This is a genomic window from Chitinispirillales bacterium, from assembly GCA_031254455.1.
GTDB lineage: Bacteria > Fibrobacterota > Chitinivibrionia > Chitinivibrionales > Chitinivibrionaceae > WRFX01.
This window is the reverse complement of sequence record JAIRUI010000070.1, coordinates 18,545-44,035: the sequence shown is the minus strand read 5'-3', so window position 1 is coordinate 44,035 and position 25,491 is coordinate 18,545. Positions and strand designations below refer to the sequence as shown.

Below are 25,491 nucleotides of genomic sequence, written 5' to 3'. Positions count from 1 at the left end.
GGATTGTGAAATAATGAAAAAAACGTTTATATATGTTATAATAATTGTAATTTCTGCACTTTACCCGTCTCCTCCGCCGGATGTTCCCGGAGAAGAATTAGACAATAAAACATACTTTGATTACATAACAAGAAACACGTTATGGAAGGGCGAGTCGGCGTTACGAGAAGAAGAGAGTTTTGAGCGAACGAACGCGGATAAATTGTCGTTATCGTGGGGAACGTCGTCGATTCATGATCAAATTTCAGAAGATACGACGTCGATAAAATATGGAATGGGCGTAGTTTTTGTTCCTAAAATGAGTTCTTCCAGCGACATTGAACCGTCATTTTATATTTACAATTCTAAAAACGAGTTGGTAAAATCGGGAGAAACTGGAAATAAAATAAATCTTATGCCGGGGAAATATATGCTGAAAATTTCAGAAAACGCGTCTTTTGACGCCGCTGAAGAATTTTATATAAATGAAAATGAAATAACGTCGATTATTCCGCCGTGGTCTTGCGTAAGGATTGAAGTTATAGACGAAAACGGCAAACCCATTAGAGGCGAATACGACTTGGCGATGTTAAATCCGCTTACGGCGATGGGACGCGGGCGGGGGCGTGACATCGATTTGGCGGAAGATTTGCGCGTTTGGTTTCTTCCCGTCGGAAATTATAAGCTTTTGAGAGTCGGTTCGGCGCTTAATTCCATAAGCAACTTTTTGACGTTTAAAGTAACTTCCGGCGGTGAATTTATTCGCTTTACTATCGTTCAAGAGCCAAACACAAATAGAATTCTCGGCGGCGGAATGCTTATTGAAGATATTGCCGCAGAGAAAAGAAGCAAAAAATTTACACATATCGTGAATATCGGAGGAAGCGTTGATTTTGATTGTTATCGCGACAATATCGTTGATACCGCCGCTAATCTTACAAGTTTCTCGCTGTTACTGTACGACAGATTTAATTATTCCAGAAATAAATTAGAAACGATGATTTTGGCGCGTATTGACGCCGGTTTTTTGATTGAAGATATGAAAAGAAGCACTATTAAAAGCGTTAGCGACGAATTGAGAATAAACACGCTTTTTACTTATAGAATTTTTAAGAGATTAGGTCCTTATTGGCGCGGCGAATTTATTTCTTCAATGTTTTCAAAAACGGCGGATTTCAGTTATGAGCAAAAAAAATGGAATTTTAAGGAATTAGGCGATCACGACCATATGTTTTTGCTTTACGAAAACATTCCCGATATTGTTGACGACAGCGCAGAAGTGCAAATCGATAAAACGTCGTTTTCTATGAGAATTTCCCCGGCGTTCTCTCCTATTATGATTAAAGCGGGAGGAGGGTTTAATGTGCAAATTCTGAAAAACCATATAGTTAATATGAATTTTCTTTCGGGGTTCGGAGCCGATTATGAAAAAAAATGGGATTCTTGGCAGATAGTTTCGGAAAAAAACATGAAATTTGACACGAACAGCGATATTTACAAAAATATATACAATTCGAATATCGATAGAATAAATCTTGAAAAGAACGACGGGGAAAGATTTGATTACGGACCTGAATTTATGATTAATTATTTCGCTTATATAACAAAATTCGTTTCGTTGTACGGCGATGTAAGACTTTTTATGCCGATTGAAAGATTCGATACCCCGGATCTTCGTTTGAATAATTTGCTTTCTTTCCATTTAACTCAATATTTAAGCGTTGATTACGATTACAAATTTGATTTGGTTCAGGCAAATCAAGAAAACTTGCGGGCGAAAAGTAATAAACACAGAATTTTGATAAGATTTTCTTTTGCAAGAAAATAAGCGATTAAAGAAGCTAAACTAAAAAACTTTTTCTCTGTAATTTCTACAAATATTATTTTCACGCATGAATAAAAGGGTTTTTATGAAAAATAATATTTACCTTGACAATAATGCCACTACTCAAGTCGCTCCTGAAGTTATAGAGGCGATGAGCCCATATTTTTCGCACAAGTGGGGAAATCCGTCGAGCATCCATACTTTCGGAGGGAAAGTTTCAAAAGATATTAAAACCGCCCGCGAAATAATCGCCGATTTTTTGAATTGCAAACCAAACGAAATATTTTTTACCGCTTCCGGTTCGGAAGGAGACAATACGGCTCTTAAAGGATTTTGTGCAAACCGGGGATATGAGAAATGCAGAATTATTACTACCGCTGTCGAACATCCGGCGGTTTTGGAAACAACTCGCTATCTTGCGTCAAAAGGCGTATTTACCCGTGAAATAGGCGTGGACGACAAAGGAAACTTAAATATAGACGAAGTTTGCGAAGGAATAAATGAAAACACTCTTGTTTCGGTTATGTGGGCGAATAACGAAACAGGCGTTATTTTTCCAATTGAAAGAATAACCGAAAGGGTTCGTTCTTTGGGCGCCGTTATGCATACGGACGCTGTTCAGGCGGTCGGGAAAATAAACGTCGATTTGAATAAAACGCCTATCGATATGCTTTGTTTTTCAGGACATAAAATCCATGCGCCGAAAGGAATAGGCGTAATATTTGTTCGTGAAGGCGTAAAAATCGATTCGCTTATTCACGGCGGACATCAGGAGCGAGGGTTTCGTGCGGGAACGGAAAACGTTCCGTATATTATCGGTTTGGCAAAAGCGTGCGAATTGGCGAAATCCGGACTTGAATACGAAAATAAAGAACTTAGGAAACTTCGCGACAAATTGGAAATAAATCTTTTAGCCAAATGCAAAGGCGCGACGCTTAACGGCGACAAAGAGAACCGTCTTCCGAATACGCTCAACATTTCGTTTGAATATATAGAAGGCGAAGCGATTTTACTCCATTTGAATGAAAACGCGATTGCGGCGTCTTCCGGGTCAGCCTGTACGACGGGATCTCTCGAACCGTCGCATGTCATGCGTGCAATGGGGCTCCCTTATGTTTTGGCGCATTCGTCGATTCGTTTCAGCATAAGCCGCTACAACAACGAAAGCGACATCGATAAAGTTATAGAAGTACTTCCCGGCATTATTGACAAACTTAGGGAAATCTCACCTTTTGTCGGCGGTAGATAAAAATGAATGATAATGCAGTAACGCGGTTTTTTATGAAAATCCATCTGTCGGTTTTTGACAGCGGATTCCTTGCGTCTGAAATTTTGGTTTCTAATCTAAAAAACGTCGCCGCGTTTTTTTCTATTTGTTTCTTTTTATCGCTTGTTTTGGCTTCCGTTTCAAGAGTAATAAAAATAAGCGAAGAAGCGCCCCGATTGGCGTATTCGGCGTTAGGAACCGTAAAATTTGAGAATTATGTTTTAGTTTATCCGGATACGTTAAAACAAATCGACAGTTGGAAACTTACGGAATTGGGTACGCTTGTTTCCGGAGTAAAATTACCCAAAAACGTTTCGTATCCGATAGAGGTCACAATCGGAACGGACAGCGTAAAAAATAACGGGAAACCGTTTTTACATGCCGGAAAGAACGAATTTTCTACAAATATTATGTCTATTCTGTTTGAAAGAAAACCACAAAAAATTCAGCGTATAGGATGGAAAAAAATTTTGAAAAATCCAAACGTAACGGCTGATGAAAATTTTTATAAAGCGTATTTCAAAAAAGTTTCAAACAAGTTTGGCTTTTTGTGTACGGAATTTGTCGTAATAGGTCTTGAAATGCTTAAATCGCTCTTTCATATATGGCTTCCTGTTTTAATTTATTTATTGTTTTTCGGCAAAAGATTAAAATTTAACGGAAAGATTAAACTTGTTATGTTCGCCGCGATTCCATATTTAATAATAACGCCTGTTTCTCTTTTGGCGGCAAAAGGTATATTATTTACGACAGATATTTCTTTAGTATGCGCGGTCATAATAACTATAAGAGCGTTAGTTCAGATAGAAAAAAATTGTACGAGGAAAGACGATAATGAAACTATTTAGATTTATATTTGCGGTTTCGGTTGTTTTTTTAAGTTTGTCGTCGGCGGAGATTATCGACAGGAAAAACTTGTTGGATACTTCTTTTGTCCGTCGCTGGAATTCAATTCTTTCGGACGTAGAAAAAAATTATTCGGTGATAATCGATTTTTTGATTTTAGACGAAGAATTTAACGTCGTTCGAAAAATTCCGACGATTACGATAATTTATAAAAATTCTTTGCAATGTTTTGAAATATACCAAAGCAATTTTTCAGACGAGAGTAATTTCGTCATCCCGTCGTTGTTTTTTTCGGAAGTAATTCCCGAAGCGAACGAATTGTTCAAAAGTGGAAAAACGGAACAAGCGGCGGAATATATTCTTATGAATGTCAAAGAAACGCTTCAGTATTACAAAGCGTATTTGGACGAAACGTTTATAGAAACCGAAAGCGCGGCAGCCGACGTAAAAGTTGACGGTTTAACGGAAAAAACAAAAAATTATTGGAAAAATATTCTTTTAGTCGGACTTTTAATATCGCTTGTCGTATTTTTATACTTGATTTTTGCAAAGAATAAAAGATCGGCGAATTTAAATCGTTCGTATTTTTTTACAGGGATGTCGGGTATTGATTTTTTTTAATTGTAATTTTGATGAGACGAAGTGGTTTTATGGCAGAAAAAAATAATGATTATTATAATCGATTAATTGATAAAATTTTAAGCAAGTTGCTTAACGCTTTTGGCAGCCATCTTATAAGCGTCTCGTCGTTTTTTCAATCCGAAAGCGGATTCAAGCCCGTTCTTTTGGTGCATTTAGACGAACCGTTTGTAAGATTATTTAACAGACCGGATGTTTATGCCGATCAAAGAACTATTTCTAAGGTTCTTAAAGGGAAAATTGAAATTCCGATTTACTTGATTACATCCAACGAGATTTCGGCGTTAGCCCAGAACTTTCCTATTGAATTGGTACACATAAAAAACCGCTACAGAAAATGTTACGGAGACGATCCTATAGGTCAAATGAACGTGAATTTTGATAATCTTCATAATGCCGTTACGGCTTCAATGCAAGGTGTTTTAATGCGTTTGCGTATAGCTTATATATCGCAAAATTATGACGATTTGTTTATCATGGAAATTATTAACCGTCTATATTCTGTGTTTGAAGCGTTGCTGTTTTTACGTTCGCAATCAATTCCTTTTACTTTAAGCGAACTTGCGTTCAAAATCGAAAGCAATTATAGCATAAAAAATTCGGCGTTGTCCGAAATAGCAAAGAGTATGGGAAATAAAAACATAAAGGGAATAGCGAAAAATACGCTTAAACTTCTTACGACGCTTGAAGAAATTCTTGCGGAAATAAAAGGAACCACGGAGAATTAGTGAGTTATCTTTGCGATTACCGCTTTGACAAAGTAAAAGAAATTATTGCGGCGAATCCACAGGTGATTTGTTGTATTTGTGCAAACGAACCCATACAAAATCTTCCTCTTAATATGAATGAATTTATCACCAATAAAATTGCGGAAAACGTTTCGCAAAAAACGGGTGTTTTTCTCACGGCGCCAATTTTACAAGGGGTAATAACGCCGTTTAAGCCTTTTGCGCTTATCGGCGCTCACCATAGGGGATTTTGCGGATTAATTTCGGATTGTGTGCGCTCGCTTTGTGCGTCCGGGGTAAAAAAAATATTTTTCATTACGAGTTCAAATTTGTTTACCGCTTACGTAAACGAAGGGATAAATAAATATAAAAGAAAATTGCCAAGCGATTTTTCGTCCGAAATAATTTGTTGGCAGAACGTGAAAATTGTTAAAGAAACAACAGAAAATCAATTTGAAAACCTGCTTGAATTTTGGCGTAAAGAATCTGCCGTTTTTATGATTGCGAACGAACTGAAAGGAATTGAAATTCCGAACGTTTTACCGGAACCGCCGTTTTCAAAAGACGATTTTACAAAATGGCTAAAACGCGGTATGGACCCGGAAAAGCTAAAAAAATTATCGCCTCAATTCAGATTTTCTTCTTGGACGAAATTCACGCCCTCAAAAGATTCGTTTTTTGAAAAAGTATGCGAAGAAATATCGTTGAAAATTCTGAAATCCAAATTATGATTTGTCCGAACTGTAAAATTGAATTAAAAAAAAACGAAATTTCACATGACTGTGAAAAATGCAGGTTTTCTTTGCCTTTTGTTTATCGCGGAAGAAGAATTTCCGAAAAAGAAATTAAAAAACTTTTCGAAACGGGAAAAACGGATTGGTGCGAAGGATGGATAAGAAAAGATCTTAAAGGAACTTTATGCGGACGGCTCGCTTGGTCGAACAACAGACTCTCGTTTGAAGCCAAAACGCTTTCTGCAAAATGTCCTGTTTGCGGTTCTACGATCCATAAAGATAAAAAAAAGTGGCGTTGTTCAAAGTGTGATTTTGCCGTCGGCGAAACGCTTTTCGGAAGAAAAATGTTGCAGGAAGATATTGAAAAACTGCTTTTTTTCGGATATTCGGATTTTTTCGATAACTTTGTGTCTTCGTCAAACGGAAAGTTATTTTCGGGTAGAATATCAATTGACGAAGATTTTAATTTAAAGATGAATTTTTCCGATTGAAATCGATATAAAAGCAGAGTTTAAATTCTGCTTTTATATCATAAAGAATTATTGTGGAATCATAGTTGAAATCATAATGGCGGAAACCAGCGCTAAAATCGCAAAAAATTCCGGAAACGCAATCAAAATAAGCGTATTTCCGAATACGTCGTGTCCGCTCGCAATCGCCGAAATGCCGCTGCAACAAACTTTTGCCTGATAAATCGCCGATAAGAAGCAAATAAGCCCTAAAGCGAGTCCTGCTCCCAAAATAACCGCGCCTTTAGCTACGTCGTCAACCGTGCCTGCGCCTATGACGCCTTGAAAAATAATAAATCCGACAAAGCCATAAAGCGCTTGGGTAGAAGGAACAGCCGCCAAGACCAAGGCGTTGCCAAAAGTCTCGGGACGTTTTTTCAGCAGTCCTACGACCGCCGAACCGGTCATACCTGTCGCCATAGCCGAGCCGACCCCTGAAAGTCCAAGCATAAGTCCGAATCCGATGAATGCAAGAATGTTGGCGTCTAACATAGAAAAACCTCCAATGATTTGAAATTGTTTACAAAAGCATGGATTTTCAAATTAAACAGAGATAAATCGTTACGATTATCATTTTTACCGAACATAAAGTTCCTGTTTTACTGTAAAAAAACACGCTCAACAAAAAATACTTTAAGTATAAATAAAAATGTTAAAAAATAAGCGATTTTTTATTACATTACATGAAAAATATGCACAAGCCTAATACCATATTATATTTTCACATATCAAGTATTGTCGTTTTAGTTAAGAATGTTGATAAAATATAATAGAAGAAAGGGATTATTGTCATGGTAAACTTGAGGAACAACGGAAAATTCGGCTTCAATTCGCAAAATGAAGTCGTGATTAAAGAAAAGTTCGGAGATATGACCCGCGAACCTTGGCTTATGCTTTTGGCAAGAAGAAATCAAATACCCACAGACACTCTCTGCTGGGGGATAACTAATAGCGGGACTTCTTTTGCAAGAATCGGAACTCAAGAAGGCGATATTCTTAACGGGTTTGTTCACGAAGACCCTTATAAAACCAGATTGCTTGGAAGTTATACATATTTTCGTACTCAAGACGGAAAATATTTTTCAAATTCTTGGTATCCCGTTCTCAATAAAACTCAAACGCTTGAAACGACTTTTGGGTTCGGTTATCTAAAATTCAAAACGAAATATAATAAATTTGACGTAGAAACGCTGAATTTCATTCCCAATGATTATGACGCCATGGTGCAAATTATAAAAATAAAAAACAATGATAAAAAAGATCGTAAAGTTACAATGTTTAATGTCAATCCCGTTAATATAGGAGACGCGCGGCAAATACAATTCAGCGGTTTCAATACGCTCATGATGGGCGGCGCGATAGTCGATAAGACGCTTAATGCGGTTGTTTGGAGATGCGCTTTCGGACGTGATTTTGACAGTAACGAAGAAAAAATAAAATCGATGTTCGGAAAAGTTCTCGTTCATACGAATTCGCTTCCTAATAATCAGTTTTCGACTCGCTATGACGAATTTGTAGGACATTATACGAACACTATGGAAAATCCGTCTGCGGTAGTTGAAAATTGGGATTTGCCGAACCGCGACGCCGAAGAAAGTTGTTCGTCGCTGTCGTCGATAAAAAACACGTTTGAAATAAAAGCCGGAGAAACTAAGGAAATCGTTGTTATAGGCGCAACGCCTTCTACGGAAGATTATTATATCGAAGACAAAAAATCAATAAGAAAATTTTTGAAAGAAGCGCTTAATCCGGAAAACGCTAAAAAAATGCTTGAAGAAGTGAAAAAAGAATGGAAGACGGAATTAGGCAAGTTGTCTATTAAAGTGGACGGCGTTGACGAAATTCTTAATCCGTCTTACAAGTGGCTTCAGTATCAGTGCGCTATGGTTGCGCTGCTCAATAGAATGAAGTCGCGTTTCCATTCGGGTTTTGAATACGGATACGGTTTCCGTGACATATTACAGGATATTTTGGCGCTTTTACCGTATGACCCGAAACCGGCGAAAGAATTGATTAAATTCACGGCGCAGCAAATGTTTTCCGACGGATTTGTGTATCACAATTTCTATGTGACGGCGGCCGGAAACAAAGATTTCGTGACTTGCGACGACCCGCTTTGGCTTATTTATGCGGTTGCCGAATATATTAAAGAAAGCGGTGATTTTGAACTTTTAGACGAAAATGTTTCGTATTGCGATGAAAAAGAAGATTTGCCTGCTAAAAAAGGTACTGTGCTTGAGCATTTGAAAGTTGCGATAAACAAAGTTTGGGGGCAAAGCGATAAAGGTTTGCCGTATATGCTTATGGCTGATTGGAACGACGATTTGTCGGGTAATTTTACAAGCGTTTCTACAATGGCGGCGCAACAGCTTTACAAAGCGTTGAACGATATGATTGAATTGTTTAACGCCAGAGGAATTGAAAAAGATTTGGCGGCGGATTACGCTCAGAAGGCGAAAACCGTTAAGGACGAAATTGAAAAAAGGTGTATTGATAAAAACGGGAATTATATTCGCGCCGTAGCCTCAAACGACTACAAAGCGGTTATAAAAAATATGTCTTTCGGGCATACCGGACTTGAAGCGTCCGACATTCTAAGTGAAATGGAAAAAACGGCGGTTCCGGTCGATTTGGGATGCAGTAAGACGGACGGATTAGTGTTTTTTGAACCGATAGCTTGGTCGGGATTCAGCGGGATTGCCGACAAAGCAAGATTTGACGCCTGTAAAAAAGTTTGTGAAAAAGAACTTGACGACAAATACGGAATCGCAATTTGTCAGGGCGATAAAACGATGGTTAAAGGGAAATTACCCATAGACGATCAAGGCTGGAAACGCAACGCTCCTGGCAAAAAAGAAAACGGCGGCGAGTTCAGACACTTGGAATCATGGTATATCGCGTCGCTCTGTATTTTCGGTTACGGGAAAGAAGCGCACGAAGTTTATATGAAAACGCTTCCGGCCGTCACTAGCGAAAACGATCCGTATCTATATGCGGCGGAACGTTTCGTATATCCCGAATATGTTTCCGGACCTGCATCGAACGACCACGGGAAAGCGGGACATACGTGGCTTACCGGAACCGCACCTACTCGTTTGAATGTACTTATAGATTGGATTTTCGGTGTTCGCAGAAAGTACGACGGACTTCTTATCGACCCCTGTGTTTCTCCGAAATGGAAGAAATTCTCTGCCGTTAGAACTTTCAGAAATACGATATTCAACATTAATTTTTCCAACCCTAAAGGTATAGAAAAAGGCGTAAAGTCGGTAAAAGTTAACGGCAAAGAAATTAATGGAAACGTTATTCCGCTTTCGTTTGCGAAAGGTGGAAAAGTCAACGTTGAAGTTGTGATGGGGTAATTGACGTTAAACCCTATCTACGGCGATTGTTATTTTTCAAACGAAAACGGCTTTGAAGAATCAAAGTCTGTTTTCGTTGATACGTGCGGCATTGTAGAAAAAGTCAAAAAATCGGCAAATTTGGCTATTGGAGAGTTAGGGTTTGGAACAGGATTAAACTTGCTTGCTACCTTATGCCGCCTGAGAGAAAACGACGTTATCGCCGCCGAAATTCTATATTTTTCGGTAGAAAAGCACATTTTACCCAAAACTAAAATAGACGAAATGATTTTTGAATATCTAAAGAATTTTCCCGAAATTTACGCGGAGTTTCTAATGAATTACGACGAATTATTTTGCAATATTAAAAACGGATTCAACTGTGTTGTATGGCGGTTCGGAGAAATAAAAGTAATTTTCAATATGTATTTCGGCGATGTAAACGATTTCTTGAATGAACTTGACGTAAAAATTGATTGTTGGTATCTTGACGGACATTCGCCTGACAAAAATCCGGAAATGTGGAGCGGAGAAATTTGCAAAAAACTTTATGAAAAAAGCGAAATCGGCACAACGGCGGCGACCTATACGGCGGCGGGCGCCGTCAAACAAAATTTGCGTACGGCCGGTTTTTTTGTAAAAAGAATGAAAGGTTTTGGAATAAAACGACATAAATTATTTATAGAAAAAAGATTTTAAATTTTCACTTAAAATTTCAACAAATTCTCAGAATTATCGCCGCCGCAATCGTTTCCTACGACACAATTTTTTCCGTGTCTTTTTGCGTAATAAAGACGTTTATCGGCAATTTCCATCATGTCTTTTATGGAAGATTTCGTTTCACAGCAACAGCCGATTGAAATTGTAAATCCGAATTCTTTGTCTTCATATTTTACTTTCGTTTCTTCTATCGATTTTCTTATTCGATCTAGCTTAAAGATTGCATTTTCGCCGTCTGTTCCCACAAGTAAAAGACAAAATTCTTCACCCCCGAATCTTGCCAAAACATCGGTTTTACGAATCTGTTCCTTAATTTTGCCGCATAAACAAACAAGTGCGGCGTCGCCCGCCGAATGTCCGTAAATGTCGTTGATATTTTTAAAATCGTCGATATCTATCATTGAAATAGAAATATTACCGCGTACAAAACTTGCAAAAAGATTCTCGCTTGTTTCGTAAAAACTTCTGCGATTAAGCGTATTTGTAAGCATATCGAGATTTGCCGATTTTTCCATTTCAAAATATGAGACCGCCGCCCGCAAAATAAGTCTGATTCGCGTGTGAAAATATTCCAGCGCTCCCGGAGCCGCAAATTCTTTTTTGACGCAATCCATCGCTCCCGAACGAAGCAATTCAAGCGATTTCTCGGTTTCGGCGCTTTCGTTTATGAGAGCGACTATCGGTAAATCCGATTTTCCGAATTTATCTCTTTGTTTACGTATAAACGGTATAGCGTCATGAGAATCGCCGTCAATAAAAATTATACGGATTTTATCGTTGCCGTCAAGAATTTTTTGCGCAGATTTACAGTCTGGAGTTTCAATAATACTGACACCCAACGCCGAAAGAGTTCTTGAAACTAATTTTCCGACAACGCTTTCGTTTTCAATTAAAAGCACGCTTATTTCTTTAATAATAGAAATATGTCGGATAATATTTATAATATAAGTAATGTTTTTACCGCCGTAGCCGGCGACCGTATCGACCAGATTATTTGCAAGAAGCATTTGTTTGCTTTGAAGCGGAATGTGATTTGTAATCAGAATTGTCGCAATGTTTTCAAGCGGAGTATAATTATCCATCGAAAGTTTCAGTGAGAGTACAAGCGCTTGAACATCTTGTTCTTTTTCGGTTTTAGCCGAATTTATCGCGTCTTCCGCATTATCGAAACAGACGGTGTCTATCGATAAATTATTTTTGACGGCAAGCGATAATTTATACGCGTTTTTTTTATCGTTTTCAACTATATATATTTTTGCAGCGGTCATGATTTTCTTTTTTACATAATTACATATTTTATACGAAAATAATATATTGCACTATCCATTTTAAGATATTCTTTCACTTAATCAATTTCTTCTTTATATTGTATGCCGATATATCGTATGCAAATATTATTTTCATAAAAAAACGGAGATCGTATGAGTTTTAATTTGCAGGCGCAGGAACTAAACGCAATAATAGTAGAGAATAATCCCGCTATACTTGACGTTTTATCGTTAAAAGGTAAAGAAGCGTATTTCCCCAAACATGGAATTTTGTCTCAGTCGTTACAGGCGTCCGGCTGCAAAATAAACGCTACGATAGGAATTGCGCTTGAAGAAGATAAATCGACCGCCTGTCTTCCGTCGCTTGCGGAACTTACTCGACTTGAAGGCTATACCACGTTTCAGTATGCGCCGTCTTCCGGTATCGATGAGTTACGTAATATCTGGCATGAAATGATGTTTGAAAAAAATCCGTCTCTCAAAGGCGTGCCGATTTCGCTTCCGGTAGTTACTTCCGCTCTTACGCATGCAATTTATATAGCGGGACAAATGTTTTTGGAAACCGGCGACAGAATTATTTTGTCGGACTATTTCTGGGAAAATTACGAATTGGTTTTTTGCCGTTCGACCGGTGCGAAATACGATACTTATCCGACGTTTACTATAGACGGAAAATACAATATAGAAGGTTTGCGCGACGCGGTATCTCACGGCGGCGCAGGAAAAAAAGTATTGCTTTTGAATTTTCCGAACAATCCTACAGGATACACTCCGACCGTCGAAGAGGCGAATAAAATACGGGATATTTTGGTAGAAGAAGCGCAGCGCGGCAGTTCAATATCTGTAATAATCGACGATGCGTATTTCGGATTGGTTTTTGAAAACGGAATTTTTACCGAATCGTTTTTCTCTCTTTTGGCGGACGCACATGAAAATATTCTGGCGATAAAAGCCGATGCGGCGACAAAAGAAGATTATGCTTGGGGACTTAGAACAGGATTCTTAACCTTTGGAGTTAAAGGCGGAAATAAAGAATTATACCGTGCGCTTGAAGAAAAAGTATCCGGTTTTATACGCGAACAAATTTCATCGGCGTCAAAAATGAGCCAATCGCTTTTGGTTAGGGCGTATAAGCATCCCAATTACCGAGCCGAAAAGGCGGAAAAATTTGATTTGTTGAAAAAACGTTACGAAAAAGTTAAGGAAATTTTGGATAAAAATAAAAAGTACGCCGATTATTTTTACGCTCTGCCGTTTAATTCCGGATATTTTATGTGCGTTTGCCCAAAAAAAAACATAGACGCCGAGAAATTGCGCGTATTGCTTGCCGAAAAATATTTGATAGGTTTAATTCAACTGCAAGGATTATTGAGAATTGCGTTTTCTTCTACGTCGATAAACGAACTTGAAGAAGTTTTTGAAAGCGTTTATAAATCTTGCATACAACTTGCGGGAGAATAAAAGATGTCTTTTTCAGGAATAATTTTTGATGTTGACGGAACGTTGTACGCGATGACAAAGAGCGTAAGGATTACGACTTTATTGAATTGTTTTCCGCATAATATTAATTTTTTTAAATACCTTAAAACCCGTCATTCTTTACAGGGACGCGATTTCGAAACAAAAGAAAAATTACTGTTTGAAATAAGCGAATTATTGACGGCTGCGGGAGTTCCTAACACTTATGAAAAAGAGGTTTTCTATCCCGCGTTTATAAAAACGTTAAAAATTCACAAAAATCGCCCGCAGTTGATAAATTTTGTTAAATATTGTAAAAGCGCCGGGTTAAAAACAGCCGTTTTATCCGATTACGGAATTGTCGAAGAACGGGTTGAGGCGCTTGGGTTTGATAAAAATTTGTTTGATTTTCGTTTTTCTTCGGAAGATTTCGGAGCGTTTAAGCCGTGCCCGCGGATTTTTAGCGAAGTTTGTAAAATAATGGGCGTCGAACCGAGTCAAACATTGATGGTAGGGGATCGCGGCGATACCGACGGCGAAGGCGCGAAATCCGTCGGAATGCCGTTTTTTAAGTTAAACGGGACTAATAATAAAAACTTTGAAAATAACTTAAAAACATTATATTCGTTTATGCAAAACGCGCTTGCCGTCTCCGTTAAACGACTTGCGCATAATGTTGATTTGCCGCTTCCAGGCAGAATGACGCTTTTTTCTTCAGGGGCGGATATTCGTGCGGCGAATCATGACCCTATTATATTGGAACCCGGTCAGCGTCAATTAATTCCGACGGGGCTGGTTTTTGAAATTCCTATCGGCTATGAAATGCAAATTCGTCCAAGAAGCGGTCTTGCGCATAAAAACGGGATAACCGTTCTAAATTCACCCGGAACCGTTGACTCCGACTATCGCGGCGAAGTATTTGTTCTGCTGATAAATTTGAGCGACGAGCCGTTTTGGATAAATCGAGGCGAAAGAATCGCGCAGGCGGTTTTGGCAAGATCCGTCGCCGCAAACTATATTGAAAAAGAGGATTTGTCTCAAACCAATCGCGGCGTAAGAGGATTCGGACATACGGGGAAAACTTAATGCGGCAGAAAGTATATTATAAATAGTAAATCGGCAATGGGTGAAATATCTTATACCGAAAGAATTAATACGGTTTAAAAGCGCCAAAAGATATAAAAGCGCCGATTTGGTAAAGCAAGGAGGAAAAATGATTCCAAACGAAGTTTTATCGGCTGTTAAGCGGATTGAAATCAAAACAAGACATATAATCGACTCAATTATGGGCGGCGAATACCACACGGTTTTCAGAGGTAACGGAATGGAATTTGCCGATGTGCGAAAGTACTTTGAAGGCGACGACGTTCGTATGATTGACTGGAATGTGACGGCAAGAACCGGCGAGCCGTTTGTCAAGCGCAACGTTGAAGAACGGGAACTTACGGTAATTCTCATGGTGGACGTTTCGGCGTCGGGAGATTTCGGGACAAGAAAACAGTTCAAGAGCGAAATGACCGCCGAACTTGCCGCTCTTTTGGCGTTTTCCGCAATAAAAAACAACGACCGTGTCGGGCTTTTAATGTTTTCCGACAGAATAGAGAAATTCATTCCGCCGCAAAAGGGCAAAAATCATACTCTTGCGCTGATTCGCGAGTTGTTGTATTTCAAACCGACCGGCAAAAAAACCGATATTTCTAAAGCGCTGGCGCACATAAATCAAATTCAAAGGAAGAAAGCGGTGATTTTTTGTATTTCGGACTTTATGTGCGAGCAAAATTTTGAAAAATTACTTTCGGTTACGACAAGAAGGCACGATTTTATTGCGATTTCCGTTGACGACCCCCGAGAAAACGAATTGATAAACGTAGGACTTTTGGAATTATATGACGCCGAAACCGGAGAAAGAGCGCTTGTAGATACGGGGAGTAAAAAATTTCGCGAATTTTATAAATCCGAACGCATAAAAAAGAAAGAAGATTTGGAAAGATTGTTTTTTTCAAAAAAAATAGATAATATTTCGCTTTCAACCGCTTCGGGGTACGTTGAACCGCTGATAAGATTTTTCAAGCGGCGAGAAAAAAGAAGATAAGCGATAAAGCGGCGTTTAATATTTTTAGGAACAATAAAGTAAAAATATATTTGTAAAATTCAAATTAGCGGGAACGATCGGCGGCATATCCCGTAATTTATTATTAAGGAGAAGAAGTATGAAAACAAAAGCGATGCTGGCTTTAGTGGTTTTTACAGGCGCGGTTTTTTCGACGGAGGCGTTGTCTTTGCCGCAAAACAGGACGGCGCTTAATCTCACGGTTTACAACGGCAATCGTGCGCTGGTTCAGGAAAACCGTAAAATATCGCTTGCAAAAGGAATCTCGACTATTCGGTTTGAAGGCGTGCCGGCGACGATTATTCCGCAGTCGCTTATTGTCGTTTCAAAGGACGGATTAAACGTTTTGGAACAGAATTACGAATTTGATTTGATTTCGCGTGAAAAACTTTTGGAAAAATACGTCGGGAAAGAAGTTACTCTTATAGACGAAGATAAAATTTTGAGCGACAAGAAAAACGTTTCCGCTAAAATAGTCGCAAATAATTTTCTTCCGGTGTTTGAGGTCAACGGTAAAATCCTGCTTGGATTCGACGGCAAGATACTGCTTCCTCAGATTCCAGAAAACTTGTACGCAAAACCTACGATGAACTGGATTGTGCAGGCGCAAAAAACGGGCGACTTTAACGTTGACGTTTCGTATCTTACAAACGAAATTTCATGGAACGCCGACTATGTTTTACTGCTTGCCGATAATGACAAATCCGCTTCCATTACTTCCTGGATAACGCTTACCAATCAGTCGGGCGCGTCGTTTGAGAACGCCAAACTGTCTTTGGTGGCGGGCGATGTAAATATGGTCAGAGAAAGCGGCGGATTTCTCGCCGCGTCCGCAGACGCGGTTATGTATAACGGCGCAGGAATGCAGAAAATGAGGGAAGCCCCCAGAGTCGAGGAAAAAAGCGTTGACGAATACCACATGTACTCGGTGAATAGTCCCGTATCTATAAACGACAGACAGAAAAAGCAAATCGAAATGTTTTCCGCACAAAATATAAATGTGAAAAAGCGCTATCGTATTCAAAGCGGCTCATACGGCGCTATGCGGGGAATTTTGGAAAAAGGAAATCCTCTTAACGTTCAAACGGAAATCGTTTTTGAAACCGGAAAGAAGAATAATTTGGATATGCCGTTTCCAAAAGGCGTCGTAAGGATGTACAAAAAAGACGGCGCAAACAACGTTTTTTTGGGTGAAGACAATATAAATCATACTCCGATTAACGAAGAAATTACGTTGAAAAGCGGAAACGCTTTCGATATTTCGTGTTTTGAGAAAAAGATTTCCGACAGAAAATTAAGCGAACAAAAGACGGAATTCGTCAAGGAGATAACTTTTTCTAACCATAAGAAAGAGAGTGTTACGCTGATATTTGACGAAAGAAATCTTTATGGGAAGTGGAGTATAAAAAGCGACGACAAATACAAAAAAATCGACGCGAACACGGCAAGATTTGAGTTGAATATTCCGTCCGGGCAGGATGTCGTTTTGAAATACACCGCAACAATCGAGATGTAAAAATGAGAAGTCTGAAAAATATTATGGTCACGGGCGGCGCGGGATTTATCGGCTCGAATTTCATTAGATATTTGCTGACAAAAACGACTTTTGACGGAAAAATCGTTAATTTCGACAAACTGACTTATGCGGGAAATCTGCAAAATTTGGCGGATTTGCAAAACGATACGCGCTATATTTTTGTCAAAGGCGATATTTGCGATATCGACGCGGTTAAGCGGGCGTTTGAAAAGTACAGTATCGACACCGTCGTTCACTTTGCCGCGGAAAGCCACGTGGACAGGTCGATTTTGGGACCTGCGGATTTTATAAATACAAATATTTTGGGAACTTTTAATCTGTTGGAATGCGCAAAGAATTTTTGGAAGAATTTTGACGGTAAACTGTTCCATCACGTAAGTACCGACGAGGTTTTCGGAAGTTTGGGCGAAAGCGGATATTTTACCGAAACCACCCCATATTCGCCGAGAAGTCCTTACTCGTCTTCAAAGGCGAGCAGCGACCATTTGGTAAACGCGTATTTTCATACTTACGGGCTTCCGGTTACGCTTTCAAACTGCTCGAATAATTACGGATATTATCAATTCCCTGAAAAACTTATTCCCGTGATGATTGAAAATATGCTTGACGAAAAACCGCTTCCCGTTTACGGCGACGGAAAGAATATCCGCGACTGGCTTTTTGTCGAAGATCACAACGGCGCCGTCTGGACTATCATGAACAACGCAAAAACGGGTGAAAGTTATAATATCGGCGGAGAAAACGAATGGGAAAACATTAAATTGGTCAACGTTTTGTGCGAAACTGTCGCGCAAATTCAAGGCAAAGACAAAGACTGCCACAAAAAGTTGATAACTTTTGTAAAAGACCGCCCGGGACACGACAGAAGATACGCTATCGACTGTTCAAAAATAAAAAGGGAATTAGGCTGGAAACAAAGATATTCGTTTGACGACGGACTGAAAAAAACGGCGCGGTGGTATTTGAATAATAGACAATGGGTAGAGGACATAAAAAGCGGCGAATACAAAAATTGGATAAATAGAAATTATTTTCAAAGATAATTAAGCAATTTTTTCTTTTTTGTATTATTTTTTATATAGTATTATTCTTTAACGTGATATAAAACAAAAATTTTTCATGGAGGTTTGTATGTTAAAAAATACTTGTTTAATTGGGGGGGGGGGGGGGCTTGCCGTTATTTTTGCAGCGGTATTGTCGTTTGCCGGACCTTATGATTACGCTTTTCCGTCTCCTATGCCGCCGACGGGCGACACTGCGGGGGTAAAGCAATACGTTACTTTTATTTGGGACGATAATTCGTATTCCGGTAAAAACGGAACAAACTACGAGGGTAGTAATTTCCCGACGTCAAACAAGGCGTTCGCCGATAATAGTTGGACGGGCGGTTTAAGATTGGAGGCCGGAGGACTTTATAGTAAAACCTCATTCAATAACGACAACCTTAGAGAAGGCGATTACGGTATGGCGTGGGCGGCAAAGTCGTTAGCCGGCTATGAACCGTTACAAACGATGTATTGGAATTATCTCGTAGAAAATTGGAGTACAGGCGATGAAGTGATATACAAAGACGCTATATGGAGAGCGAAAGGATGGATGTCGAAAGGAACATCTCCTGAATCCTCTACGGAAGATTATACAGGTTGGGAAAAAGTTAGAGACCTTTCAAGTATTACTCCGATAAAAACCAATGATGACGGCAGTCCGATTACGATGACTTTTAACGTGATTACTGGACTTATAGTTCCGTCGTTTCCTGTTAATTATTTGGCAAGAGAGTCCAAATACGGATATTATGTGCCTAACGATGAATTTTATCCTTTACCGTTGCCGCAAGAAAGACATCAAAAAATTTCGATAACTTGGGGAAGAGAGTACGGTATTTATACCGACGCGGCGGCGGCAAACTCTAAAGACCAGTCAAAACTCGCTTATTTTTCTTTTCTTGAAGACGTATTCCGTGAAACAATGCAATTAGGTCACGAGATAGGAAACCACACAATCGACCATATGGAAACAAACTCTCCGCTTCCTTATGCGGCGGGAAACGCATACCCCGCAATTGGTAATGCGCCAGGTAATGGCAGCGGTACGGCATATATGGACGGTTTTGCGAAATGGAACGGCGAGGGGATGGACAATGCCGAAATCGACACAGTAACTTTGCCAAGCGGAAAAAAATTTATCACCGACGAAGCAAAAGATTTTGGACAAAGAAAAGGTAACGTTTGGCAATATATGGGTTGGAAAGGCTACGCCGGTAAAGTACTTTCGAAAAATGCCTGGAAAGGTCTTATATCCCTTGCCGAAACAGAGTTGACCGCGGCTTACGATATATCGGCGCAGGCGAAAAATTGTATAGCGTTTCGCGCTCCTCGTTTGGAAGTTAATTCCGATTTGTTCTGGGCTTTGAAAGATCTGGGATATTTGTACGACTGCGGTAACGAAGAAGGTTATGAATACAATATGGACGGAACTAACCATCTGTGGCCCTACACGACGGATAACGGCTCTCCAAACGTAGCATGGCAGAGAGCGGTAGGTGAAGACATGAGTAATTTCGATTCGCTTCCGTACGGTATTTGGGAAATTCCGGTCGCCGTTTTGATTGTTCCGGAATTATACCGCGACGGAGTTTGGCAAAATCACAAAAAAGTTAGAGCCGGAGAAGGCGATTCTCCTTCAGATGAAGAAGAAGTGGATTGGAAGAAAACCGGAAAAATCACAGGTTTTGACTTTAACTTGTTCATTCTTTACGGAGCGAGCAAAGAAGCGGCTAAAGCGACGATGCGCTATTCGCTCGACCAGCGTATGAACGGCGGAAAAGCGCCGTTCCAAATCGGCTGTCACACCGATTATTTCACCCCGATCTATGACAACGCGACGCTATTAAACGACGCAAACAAAAAAAGTTACGGATTAGTGATAACAGAAAATATGAACAGTTGGTCGGACAGAAAAGACGTATGGGAAGATATTCGCGATTACGGAATTTTAAACGGCGCGCTTTTTAAAAGCGGTAAAGAAACGATTGAATACGTAAAAGAACTTGTCGCAAAGGTAAAAGTCGGCGAAGATAAAAAAAATATTACCGATATCGGCGGGTGGGAATTTTTCTCGCATGAAGATAAATCCACGGCAATCTCAGATAATTTTGACGGCGATATTGTAAACGCCGAAATAAATACCGAAGCGTCTGAAACCGAGGTCGCCGGTTACGCTATCTACGGTGATGCCGGCGATTTTGAATTCGACCATATTTCGCTTTCTTATTCTACCAGTGCGCCGTTAACTATTCGCTTGATTACCGACGATCCGATTGACGAGGCGTATCCGTATGAAATTACCTTAGGCAATCTCAACGGGTGGGACGCGAGCGTAGCGAATATGAGTCGTTTTGTGCAAAGCGGACAAATTCCTATAAGCGCTTTTCAGAGAAATCAATATGTCGGCGCCGATCATTCGAGTTTGGTCGGTTTGCATGCGAAAGGAACCGATTTTACAAAAGATATTATTGCGATTGAGGTCGCCGTTCAGGTTCCTGAAAACAAATCGCAGAGAACTTTGCTTTCGATAAAAGATTTTACTCTTTATAGCGGCGAACAGACGCAAGACATTGAGGTTGGCATTGCAACAGGTAAACAGAAAGTCGCTGTACAGAGAATTACGGTTCAAGCGATGTCGGCCAACGCGCTTAAACTCAATCTTGCGGCGTCCGGAGTTTACAACGTTGACGTTATCGGTATAAACGGTCGTATTATTAAGTCGTTTAAGAACGAGAATCTGCGCGCCGGTCTCAACACTCTTTCTCTCGGCAACGTCGCGAAAGGAATGTATATGATTCGCATTCACAACAAGCAGATGAAGACAACGTTGAAATCGCTTGTATTGTAGTCAAAAACAAAGGAAACTTCTATGTTAAGAAAATTCTTTTTCAAATCGGACAGTATAAAGATGTCGGCGCTTTTAGCGCTGGCATCCGCTTTTTTAGTGTGCGCTCAAAATTACAATTTCCCATCTCCGCTTCCGCCTTCCGGCGGGGGGGGTTAGACACCATAAAACAAATCGTCGCTTTTATTTGGGACGACAACGCGTATTCGGGTAAAAAAGGCACTAATTACGAAGGTCCTACGACGACCGCGGGACAATTTGCTTCTGTAAACTGGGTCGGCGGTTTGCGGGATGAAGGCGGCTGGGTTACTACGCAAAATAAAAACGAGTTAAAAATTAAAGAGGGCGGTTTCGGGATGGGCTGGGCCGCGTACAGTCTTGCGGGACGCAATAATCCCGGTTGTTCCAAATGGGATCCGTCGTCGCCTATGCTTTTAAGCAGAGGAGCCGCTCCTTATTACAGCCCGAATAAGCCAGGCGGATATTCTGACACGGTTCTTTATAACGACGTAATTTATGCTTGCACCGATTGGATTGCGGACGCTGCGACAAACAACCAAACTCCCGACAATTCGGACGCTTGGACTATGGTAAGACCTTTTACGGATAAAATATTTAAACACAATCTTGGCGACGGCAGCCCGATTACGATGACTTTCAACGTGATTACGGGACTTATCGTTTCGGCGTTTCCGATCGATTGGCAGTCCAGAGAATCAAAATACGGATATTACGTACCCAACGAAGAATTTTACGCTTCGGGAACCGCTTGGGGATCAAGACATTCAAAAATTTCGGTAACTTGGGGACGGGAATATGCGATTTTTAACGATCAGGCGGCGGATGCGGCAAAGGATTATTCAAAACTTTTCACTCGCGGCTACATTGAAGAAGTATTTGCCGAGGTGATAGAATTAGGACATGAAATAGGCAATCACACTATCGACCATATGGAAACCAACTCTCCGCTTCCAAACAAAAAGGGAGAACCGATATCGTCCTTACCTGACGGCGGCGAAGCCTATCTCGACGGGTTTGGGCTTTGGGGCGGCGAGGGCTATGACGCGTCGAAAATAGATACAGTAACTATGCCGGACGGCGAAACGTTCATCACAAACGAAGCGGAGGCTTTCGGTCAAAGAGACGGTAATATTTGGCAATATATGGGTTGGAAAGGATATGCCGGCAAAGTACTTTCGGCAAAGGCTTGGAAAGGACTTATTTCGCTTGCGGAAAGGGAATTGACGGACGCTTACGGACTTTCGGCGGCGAAAGGAACTTGTGTCGCTTTCCGCGCTCCGCGTTTGGAGGTAAGTTCCGGTTTGTTTTACGCGTTGAAAGATTTGGGATATTTGTATGACTGCGGCAACGAAGAGGGTTACGAATACAATATGGACGGGACTAATCAACTTTGGCCCTACACTATGGACAACGGTTCGCCGAATGTCGCGTGGCAGAGAATGGCGGGTGAAAACAAAAGTAATTTCGATTCGCTTCCCTACGGCGTTTGGCAGATTCCGGTCGCCGTTTTGATCGTTCCTCCGGCATACCGTGAAGAAGTTTGGCAAAATCACAAACTAATCGCTGAAGGAGAGGGTGAATCGCCTACGCAGGAAGATCGTGACGAGTGGATGAAAAACGGGAAAATTACCGGATTCGATTTCAATTTGTTTATTCTTTACGGGACGCCGAAAAACATCGCTATAAAAACGATGGAATATTCGCTTGATCAACGCATGAGAGGGGGGAAAGCGCCGTTTCAAATCGGCTGTCACACCGATTATTTTACTCCGATTTACGATTACGCGACGCTTATGAACGACGCCAACAAAGACGCTTACGGTTTAGTAGTAAAGAATAATTGGAATAGTTGGGAGGACAGGATTGAAACTTGGGAAAAAATTCGTGATCACGGACTTAATAACGGTGCGTTTTTTTACAGTGGAAAACAGACTATCGAATACGTGAAATCGCTTGTCGCGAAAGTAAAAGTCGGTAAAGACGAGAAAAAAATTACCGATATCGGCGATTGGGAATTTTTTACGTACGAAAATAAATCGATTACAAACAAGCCCAAAATTATCGGCAATATTACAGATGCGGAAATCACTACGACGTTAATCAAGGATCAATCCGAAGACGCAGGCTACTCTATTTACGGCGATGCCGGTGAATTTGAATTTGACCATATATCTTTAACATACAAAACTACCGCTCCGCTCACGATTCGCTTGATTACAAACGACGAGTTCGATAAAGGTTATCCGTATGAAATAACTTTGAGTAATTTGAGCCGCGAAGTCGAAAGCGGACAAATTCCGATAAGCGCTTTCCAGAGAAATCAGTACGTCGGTACGGATTATCCGGATTTGGTCGGTTTGCACGCGCAAGGAACCGATTTTACAAAAACGATTACAGGTATTGAGGTCGCAATCCAAATTCCCGAACCCAGCGGAAAAGAATTTCCGAAAATAGACCCGAAAACTTTGCTTTCTATAAAGGATTTTACTCTTTACAGCGGCGAACAGACGCAGGGAATAAAGGTCGGTATAGCAAACGGACAAAAAGCGGTTATGCAGAGAATTTCGGTTCAAGCGATGTCGGGCAACGCGCTTAAACTCAATCTTTCGGCGTCCGGAATTTACACCGTTGACGTTATCGGCATAAACGGACGTATTATTAAGTCGTTTAAGAACGAGAATCTGCGCGCCGGTCTCAACACTCTTTCTCTCGGCAACGTCGCGAAAGGAATGTATATGATTCGCATTCACAACAAGCAGATGAAGACGACGTTGAAATCGCTTGTGTTGTAGAAAGAAGTTTTCTGGAAATTACATACGTGCTTGTCGTGCAATTAAGGCGACAAGCATTTTATGTAATCTTTCTTTTTAATTCTTCGATTTTTTTCACGACGTATTCAAAAATTTTATCAATTGCGACAGATTCTTTCGTTGCGTTTTCGCGGATTTTCACCTCTACGGTTCCACTTTTTATTCCCCTTGTTCCTACGATCACTTGTATCGGTATTCCTATCAAATCGTGGTCTTTGAATTTTACGCCCGGGCGTTCTTGGCGATCGTCAAAAAGCGCGTCGATTCCCGTTTCGGCGTTTTCAATATCGAGATACAATTTTTCGGCTATTTCTACGGCTTGTTTATCTTCGGCGTCCAAAAGCAAAATCGAAACAGAGAAAGGCGCTATTTCAATAGGAAAAATAATTCCGTTTTCATCGTGATTTTGCTCTATCGCCGCCGCCGCCGTTCGTCCGACGCCGATGCCGTAGCATCCCATCGTAGGAGTTTTGTTTTCGCCGCTTTCGTCAATATACGTCATATTCATCGCTTTGGAATATTTTGTTCCTAATTTGAATACCTGCCCGACTTCAATTCCTCTGCAAACGTCTAACAAGCCGCCGCAAACAGGACACAAATCACCCTTGTCCGCAAACGAAAAGTCGTCGTATTCCAAATCGGGCAAGTCGCGTTTAGGCAAAATGTGAATAGTATGAAAATCTTTTTTGTTTGCCCCGATAACACCGTCAATTACCGATTTAACGGAATAATCCGCCGCTATTTTCACATCGCTTTTAAAGCCTACAGGTCCCAAAAATCCTACTGCGAATCCGTCCGCAAGCAAACGGTTTTCGTCGGCGGCTTCTATGATGTTTCCTTTGAAGAAATTACGCAATTTTACTTCGTTACATTCCAAATCGCCGCGAATCAGAACCGCAACTAATTTATCTTCGTCGATAACGTAAAGAAGCGTCTTTATGGTTTTCTCTTGCGGAATTTTCAGAAACTGCGATACTTCCTCAATTGACTTTTTATTTGGCGTTTCGACGTCTTGAGGAAGTGCGATTTCGTTATTTGCCTGCGCAAAATTATCGTTTATTTGTTTTGACGCTTTTTCCGAATTGGCGGCATAATCGCATTTTGTGCAGAATATTATTTTGTCTTCTCCGCTGTCGGCAAGCACGTGAAATTCGTGCGTAACGCTTCCTCCGATCGCACCGGAATCAGCTTCCACCGAACGAAATTTAAGTCCCAATTTCGTAAAGATTCTCGTATATGCCGCATGCATATTCCAATACGTTTTGTCCAAACATTCTTCGTTAGTATGAAAAGAATATCCGTCTTTCATAATAAATTCTCGACCGCGCATGAGACCGAATCGCGGACGCGTTTCGTCACGAAATTTACCCTGAATCTGATATAAGTTTCGCGGGTAATCACGATACGATTTCATCGACCTTCTCGCTATGTCCGTAATTACTTCTTCGTGAGTCGGACCAAGACAAAAATCGTTTTCTTTTCTATCTTTAAAACGCAACAATTCTTTTCCGTAATAACCCCATCTGCCGCTTTCCCGCCAAAGTTCCGCCGGAACAACCGTCGGCATAAGCAATTCTGCGCAATGTTCTTTTGCCAATTCTTCGCGGATTATATTTTCAATTTTTTTAATCACCCTATACCCAAGCGGAAGGTAATTGTAAATTCCGGCCGACACTTTCATAATCATTCCGGCGCGCGTCATAAGTTTGTGGCTTACCAATTCCGCTTCTGACGGATCTTCGCGCAGTGTATAAATAAACGCTTCGTTAAAACGCATAAAAATCTCCTTTAATTTTAATTTCCACGAA

Annotated in this window: 19 protein-coding genes; 16 read left to right on the top strand and 3 right to left on the bottom strand. The window is 40.4% G+C overall.

The genetic code is table 11. The features are described 5' to 3' along the window. The first annotated feature begins 13 nt into the window (after positions 1-13). The 7 genes from LBH98_04855 (at position 14) to LBH98_04825 (ending at position 6,509) form a co-directional block, all read left to right on the top strand. Positions 14-1,807, top strand: a complete 1,794-nt coding sequence (locus tag LBH98_04855) for a hypothetical protein (GenBank protein ID MDR0304086.1) — start codon at positions 14-16, stop codon at positions 1,805-1,807. 82 nt (positions 1,808-1,889) lie between these two features. After that, positions 1,890-3,053 (top strand): cysteine desulfurase NifS, encoded by a 1,164-nt coding sequence (gene nifS, locus LBH98_04850; protein MDR0304085.1) that lies wholly within the window; start codon positions 1,890-1,892, stop codon positions 3,051-3,053. 2 nt (positions 3,054-3,055) lie between these two features. After that, positions 3,056-3,919, top strand: a complete 864-nt coding sequence (locus tag LBH98_04845) for a hypothetical protein (protein ID MDR0304084.1) — start codon at positions 3,056-3,058, stop codon at positions 3,917-3,919. Next, positions 3,906-4,538: a hypothetical protein gene (locus tag LBH98_04840; GenBank protein ID MDR0304083.1), complete on the top strand. Its 633-nt coding sequence runs from the start codon at positions 3,906-3,908 to the stop codon at positions 4,536-4,538. Before LBH98_04845 ends, LBH98_04840 begins: the two co-directional genes overlap by 14 nt. A 29-nt stretch (positions 4,539-4,567) precedes the next feature. Further along, positions 4,568-5,284, top strand: a complete 717-nt coding sequence (locus tag LBH98_04835; GenBank protein MDR0304082.1) for a hypothetical protein — start codon at positions 4,568-4,570, stop codon at positions 5,282-5,284. After that, positions 5,284-6,015 carry a hypothetical protein gene (locus LBH98_04830; protein MDR0304081.1) on the top strand — a complete coding sequence of 244 codons (732 nt, stop codon included), beginning with the start codon at positions 5,284-5,286 and terminating at the stop codon, positions 6,013-6,015. The genes LBH98_04835 and LBH98_04830 overlap by 1 nt, the downstream gene beginning before the upstream one ends. Then, positions 5,973-6,509 carry a hypothetical protein gene (locus LBH98_04825; protein MDR0304080.1) on the top strand — a complete coding sequence of 179 codons (537 nt, stop codon included), beginning with the start codon at positions 5,973-5,975 and terminating at the stop codon, positions 6,507-6,509. The genes LBH98_04830 and LBH98_04825 overlap by 43 nt, the downstream gene beginning before the upstream one ends. Before the next feature lie 48 nt (positions 6,510-6,557). On the opposite strand, the gene LBH98_04820 is transcribed toward LBH98_04825, so the two are convergent. Then, entirely contained in the window at positions 6,558-7,019 is a 462-nt protein-coding gene (locus LBH98_04820) for a hypothetical protein (GenBank protein ID MDR0304079.1), read from the bottom strand. Positions 7,020-7,318: 299 nt separating this feature from the next. On the opposite strand from LBH98_04820, the gene LBH98_04815 reads away from it, so the two are divergent. Together LBH98_04815 and mnmD are read left to right on the top strand one after the other, a co-directional pair. After that, entirely contained in the window at positions 7,319-9,889 is a 2,571-nt protein-coding gene (locus LBH98_04815) for a hypothetical protein (protein MDR0304078.1), read from the top strand. Next, a complete protein-coding gene (gene mnmD, locus LBH98_04810) occupies positions 9,890-10,567 on the top strand; it encodes a tRNA (5-methylaminomethyl-2-thiouridine)(34)-methyltransferase MnmD (GenBank protein MDR0304077.1) in 678 nt (225 codons plus the stop codon). An 8-nt stretch (positions 10,568-10,575) separates the two neighbouring features. Here mnmD and LBH98_04805 read toward each other — a convergent pair whose 3' ends face one another. Continuing rightward, positions 10,576-11,856 (bottom strand): diguanylate cyclase, encoded by a 1,281-nt coding sequence (locus tag LBH98_04805; protein MDR0304076.1) that lies wholly within the window; start codon positions 11,854-11,856, stop codon positions 10,576-10,578. 153 nt (positions 11,857-12,009) lie between these two features. On the opposite strand from LBH98_04805, the gene LBH98_04800 reads away from it, so the two are divergent. The 7 genes from LBH98_04800 (at position 12,010) to LBH98_04770 (ending at position 23,665) form a co-directional block, all read left to right on the top strand. Then, a complete protein-coding gene (locus LBH98_04800) occupies positions 12,010-13,317 on the top strand; it encodes an aminotransferase class I/II-fold pyridoxal phosphate-dependent enzyme (protein MDR0304075.1) in 1,308 nt (435 codons plus the stop codon). Positions 13,318-13,320: 3 nt separating this feature from the next. Then, the gene (gene dut, locus LBH98_04795; protein ID MDR0304074.1) at positions 13,321-14,400 is read left to right on the top strand and encodes a dUTP diphosphatase; all 1,080 of its coding nucleotides are present in this window, start codon (positions 13,321-13,323) and stop codon (positions 14,398-14,400) included. 127 nt (positions 14,401-14,527) lie between these two features. Next, positions 14,528-15,406 carry a DUF58 domain-containing protein gene (locus LBH98_04790; protein MDR0304073.1) on the top strand — a complete coding sequence of 293 codons (879 nt, stop codon included), beginning with the start codon at positions 14,528-14,530 and terminating at the stop codon, positions 15,404-15,406. Positions 15,407-15,524: 118 nt separating this feature from the next. Beyond that, positions 15,525-16,940 carry a hypothetical protein gene (locus tag LBH98_04785; protein ID MDR0304072.1) on the top strand — a complete coding sequence of 472 codons (1,416 nt, stop codon included), beginning with the start codon at positions 15,525-15,527 and terminating at the stop codon, positions 16,938-16,940. 2 nt (positions 16,941-16,942) lie between these two features. Then, positions 16,943-18,004: a dTDP-glucose 4,6-dehydratase gene (rfbB, locus tag LBH98_04780; GenBank protein ID MDR0304071.1), complete on the top strand. Its 1,062-nt coding sequence runs from the start codon at positions 16,943-16,945 to the stop codon at positions 18,002-18,004. A gap of 88 nt (positions 18,005-18,092) precedes the next feature. Continuing rightward, complete coding sequence (locus LBH98_04775) at positions 18,093-20,855, top strand: hypothetical protein (protein ID MDR0304070.1); 2,763 nt, start codon at positions 18,093-18,095, stop codon at positions 20,853-20,855. Between the two features lie 98 nt (positions 20,856-20,953). Next, positions 20,954-23,665 (top strand): T9SS type A sorting domain-containing protein, encoded by a 2,712-nt coding sequence (locus tag LBH98_04770; protein MDR0304069.1) that lies wholly within the window; start codon positions 20,954-20,956, stop codon positions 23,663-23,665. 58 nt (positions 23,666-23,723) lie between these two features. Here the strand turns inward: LBH98_04770 and LBH98_04765 are convergent, their stop codons facing one another. Next, on the bottom strand, positions 23,724-25,460 hold the full coding sequence (locus tag LBH98_04765) for a proline--tRNA ligase (GenBank protein MDR0304068.1): 1,737 nt from the start codon (positions 25,458-25,460) through the stop codon (positions 23,724-23,726). Positions 25,461-25,491 lie beyond the last annotated feature (31 nt).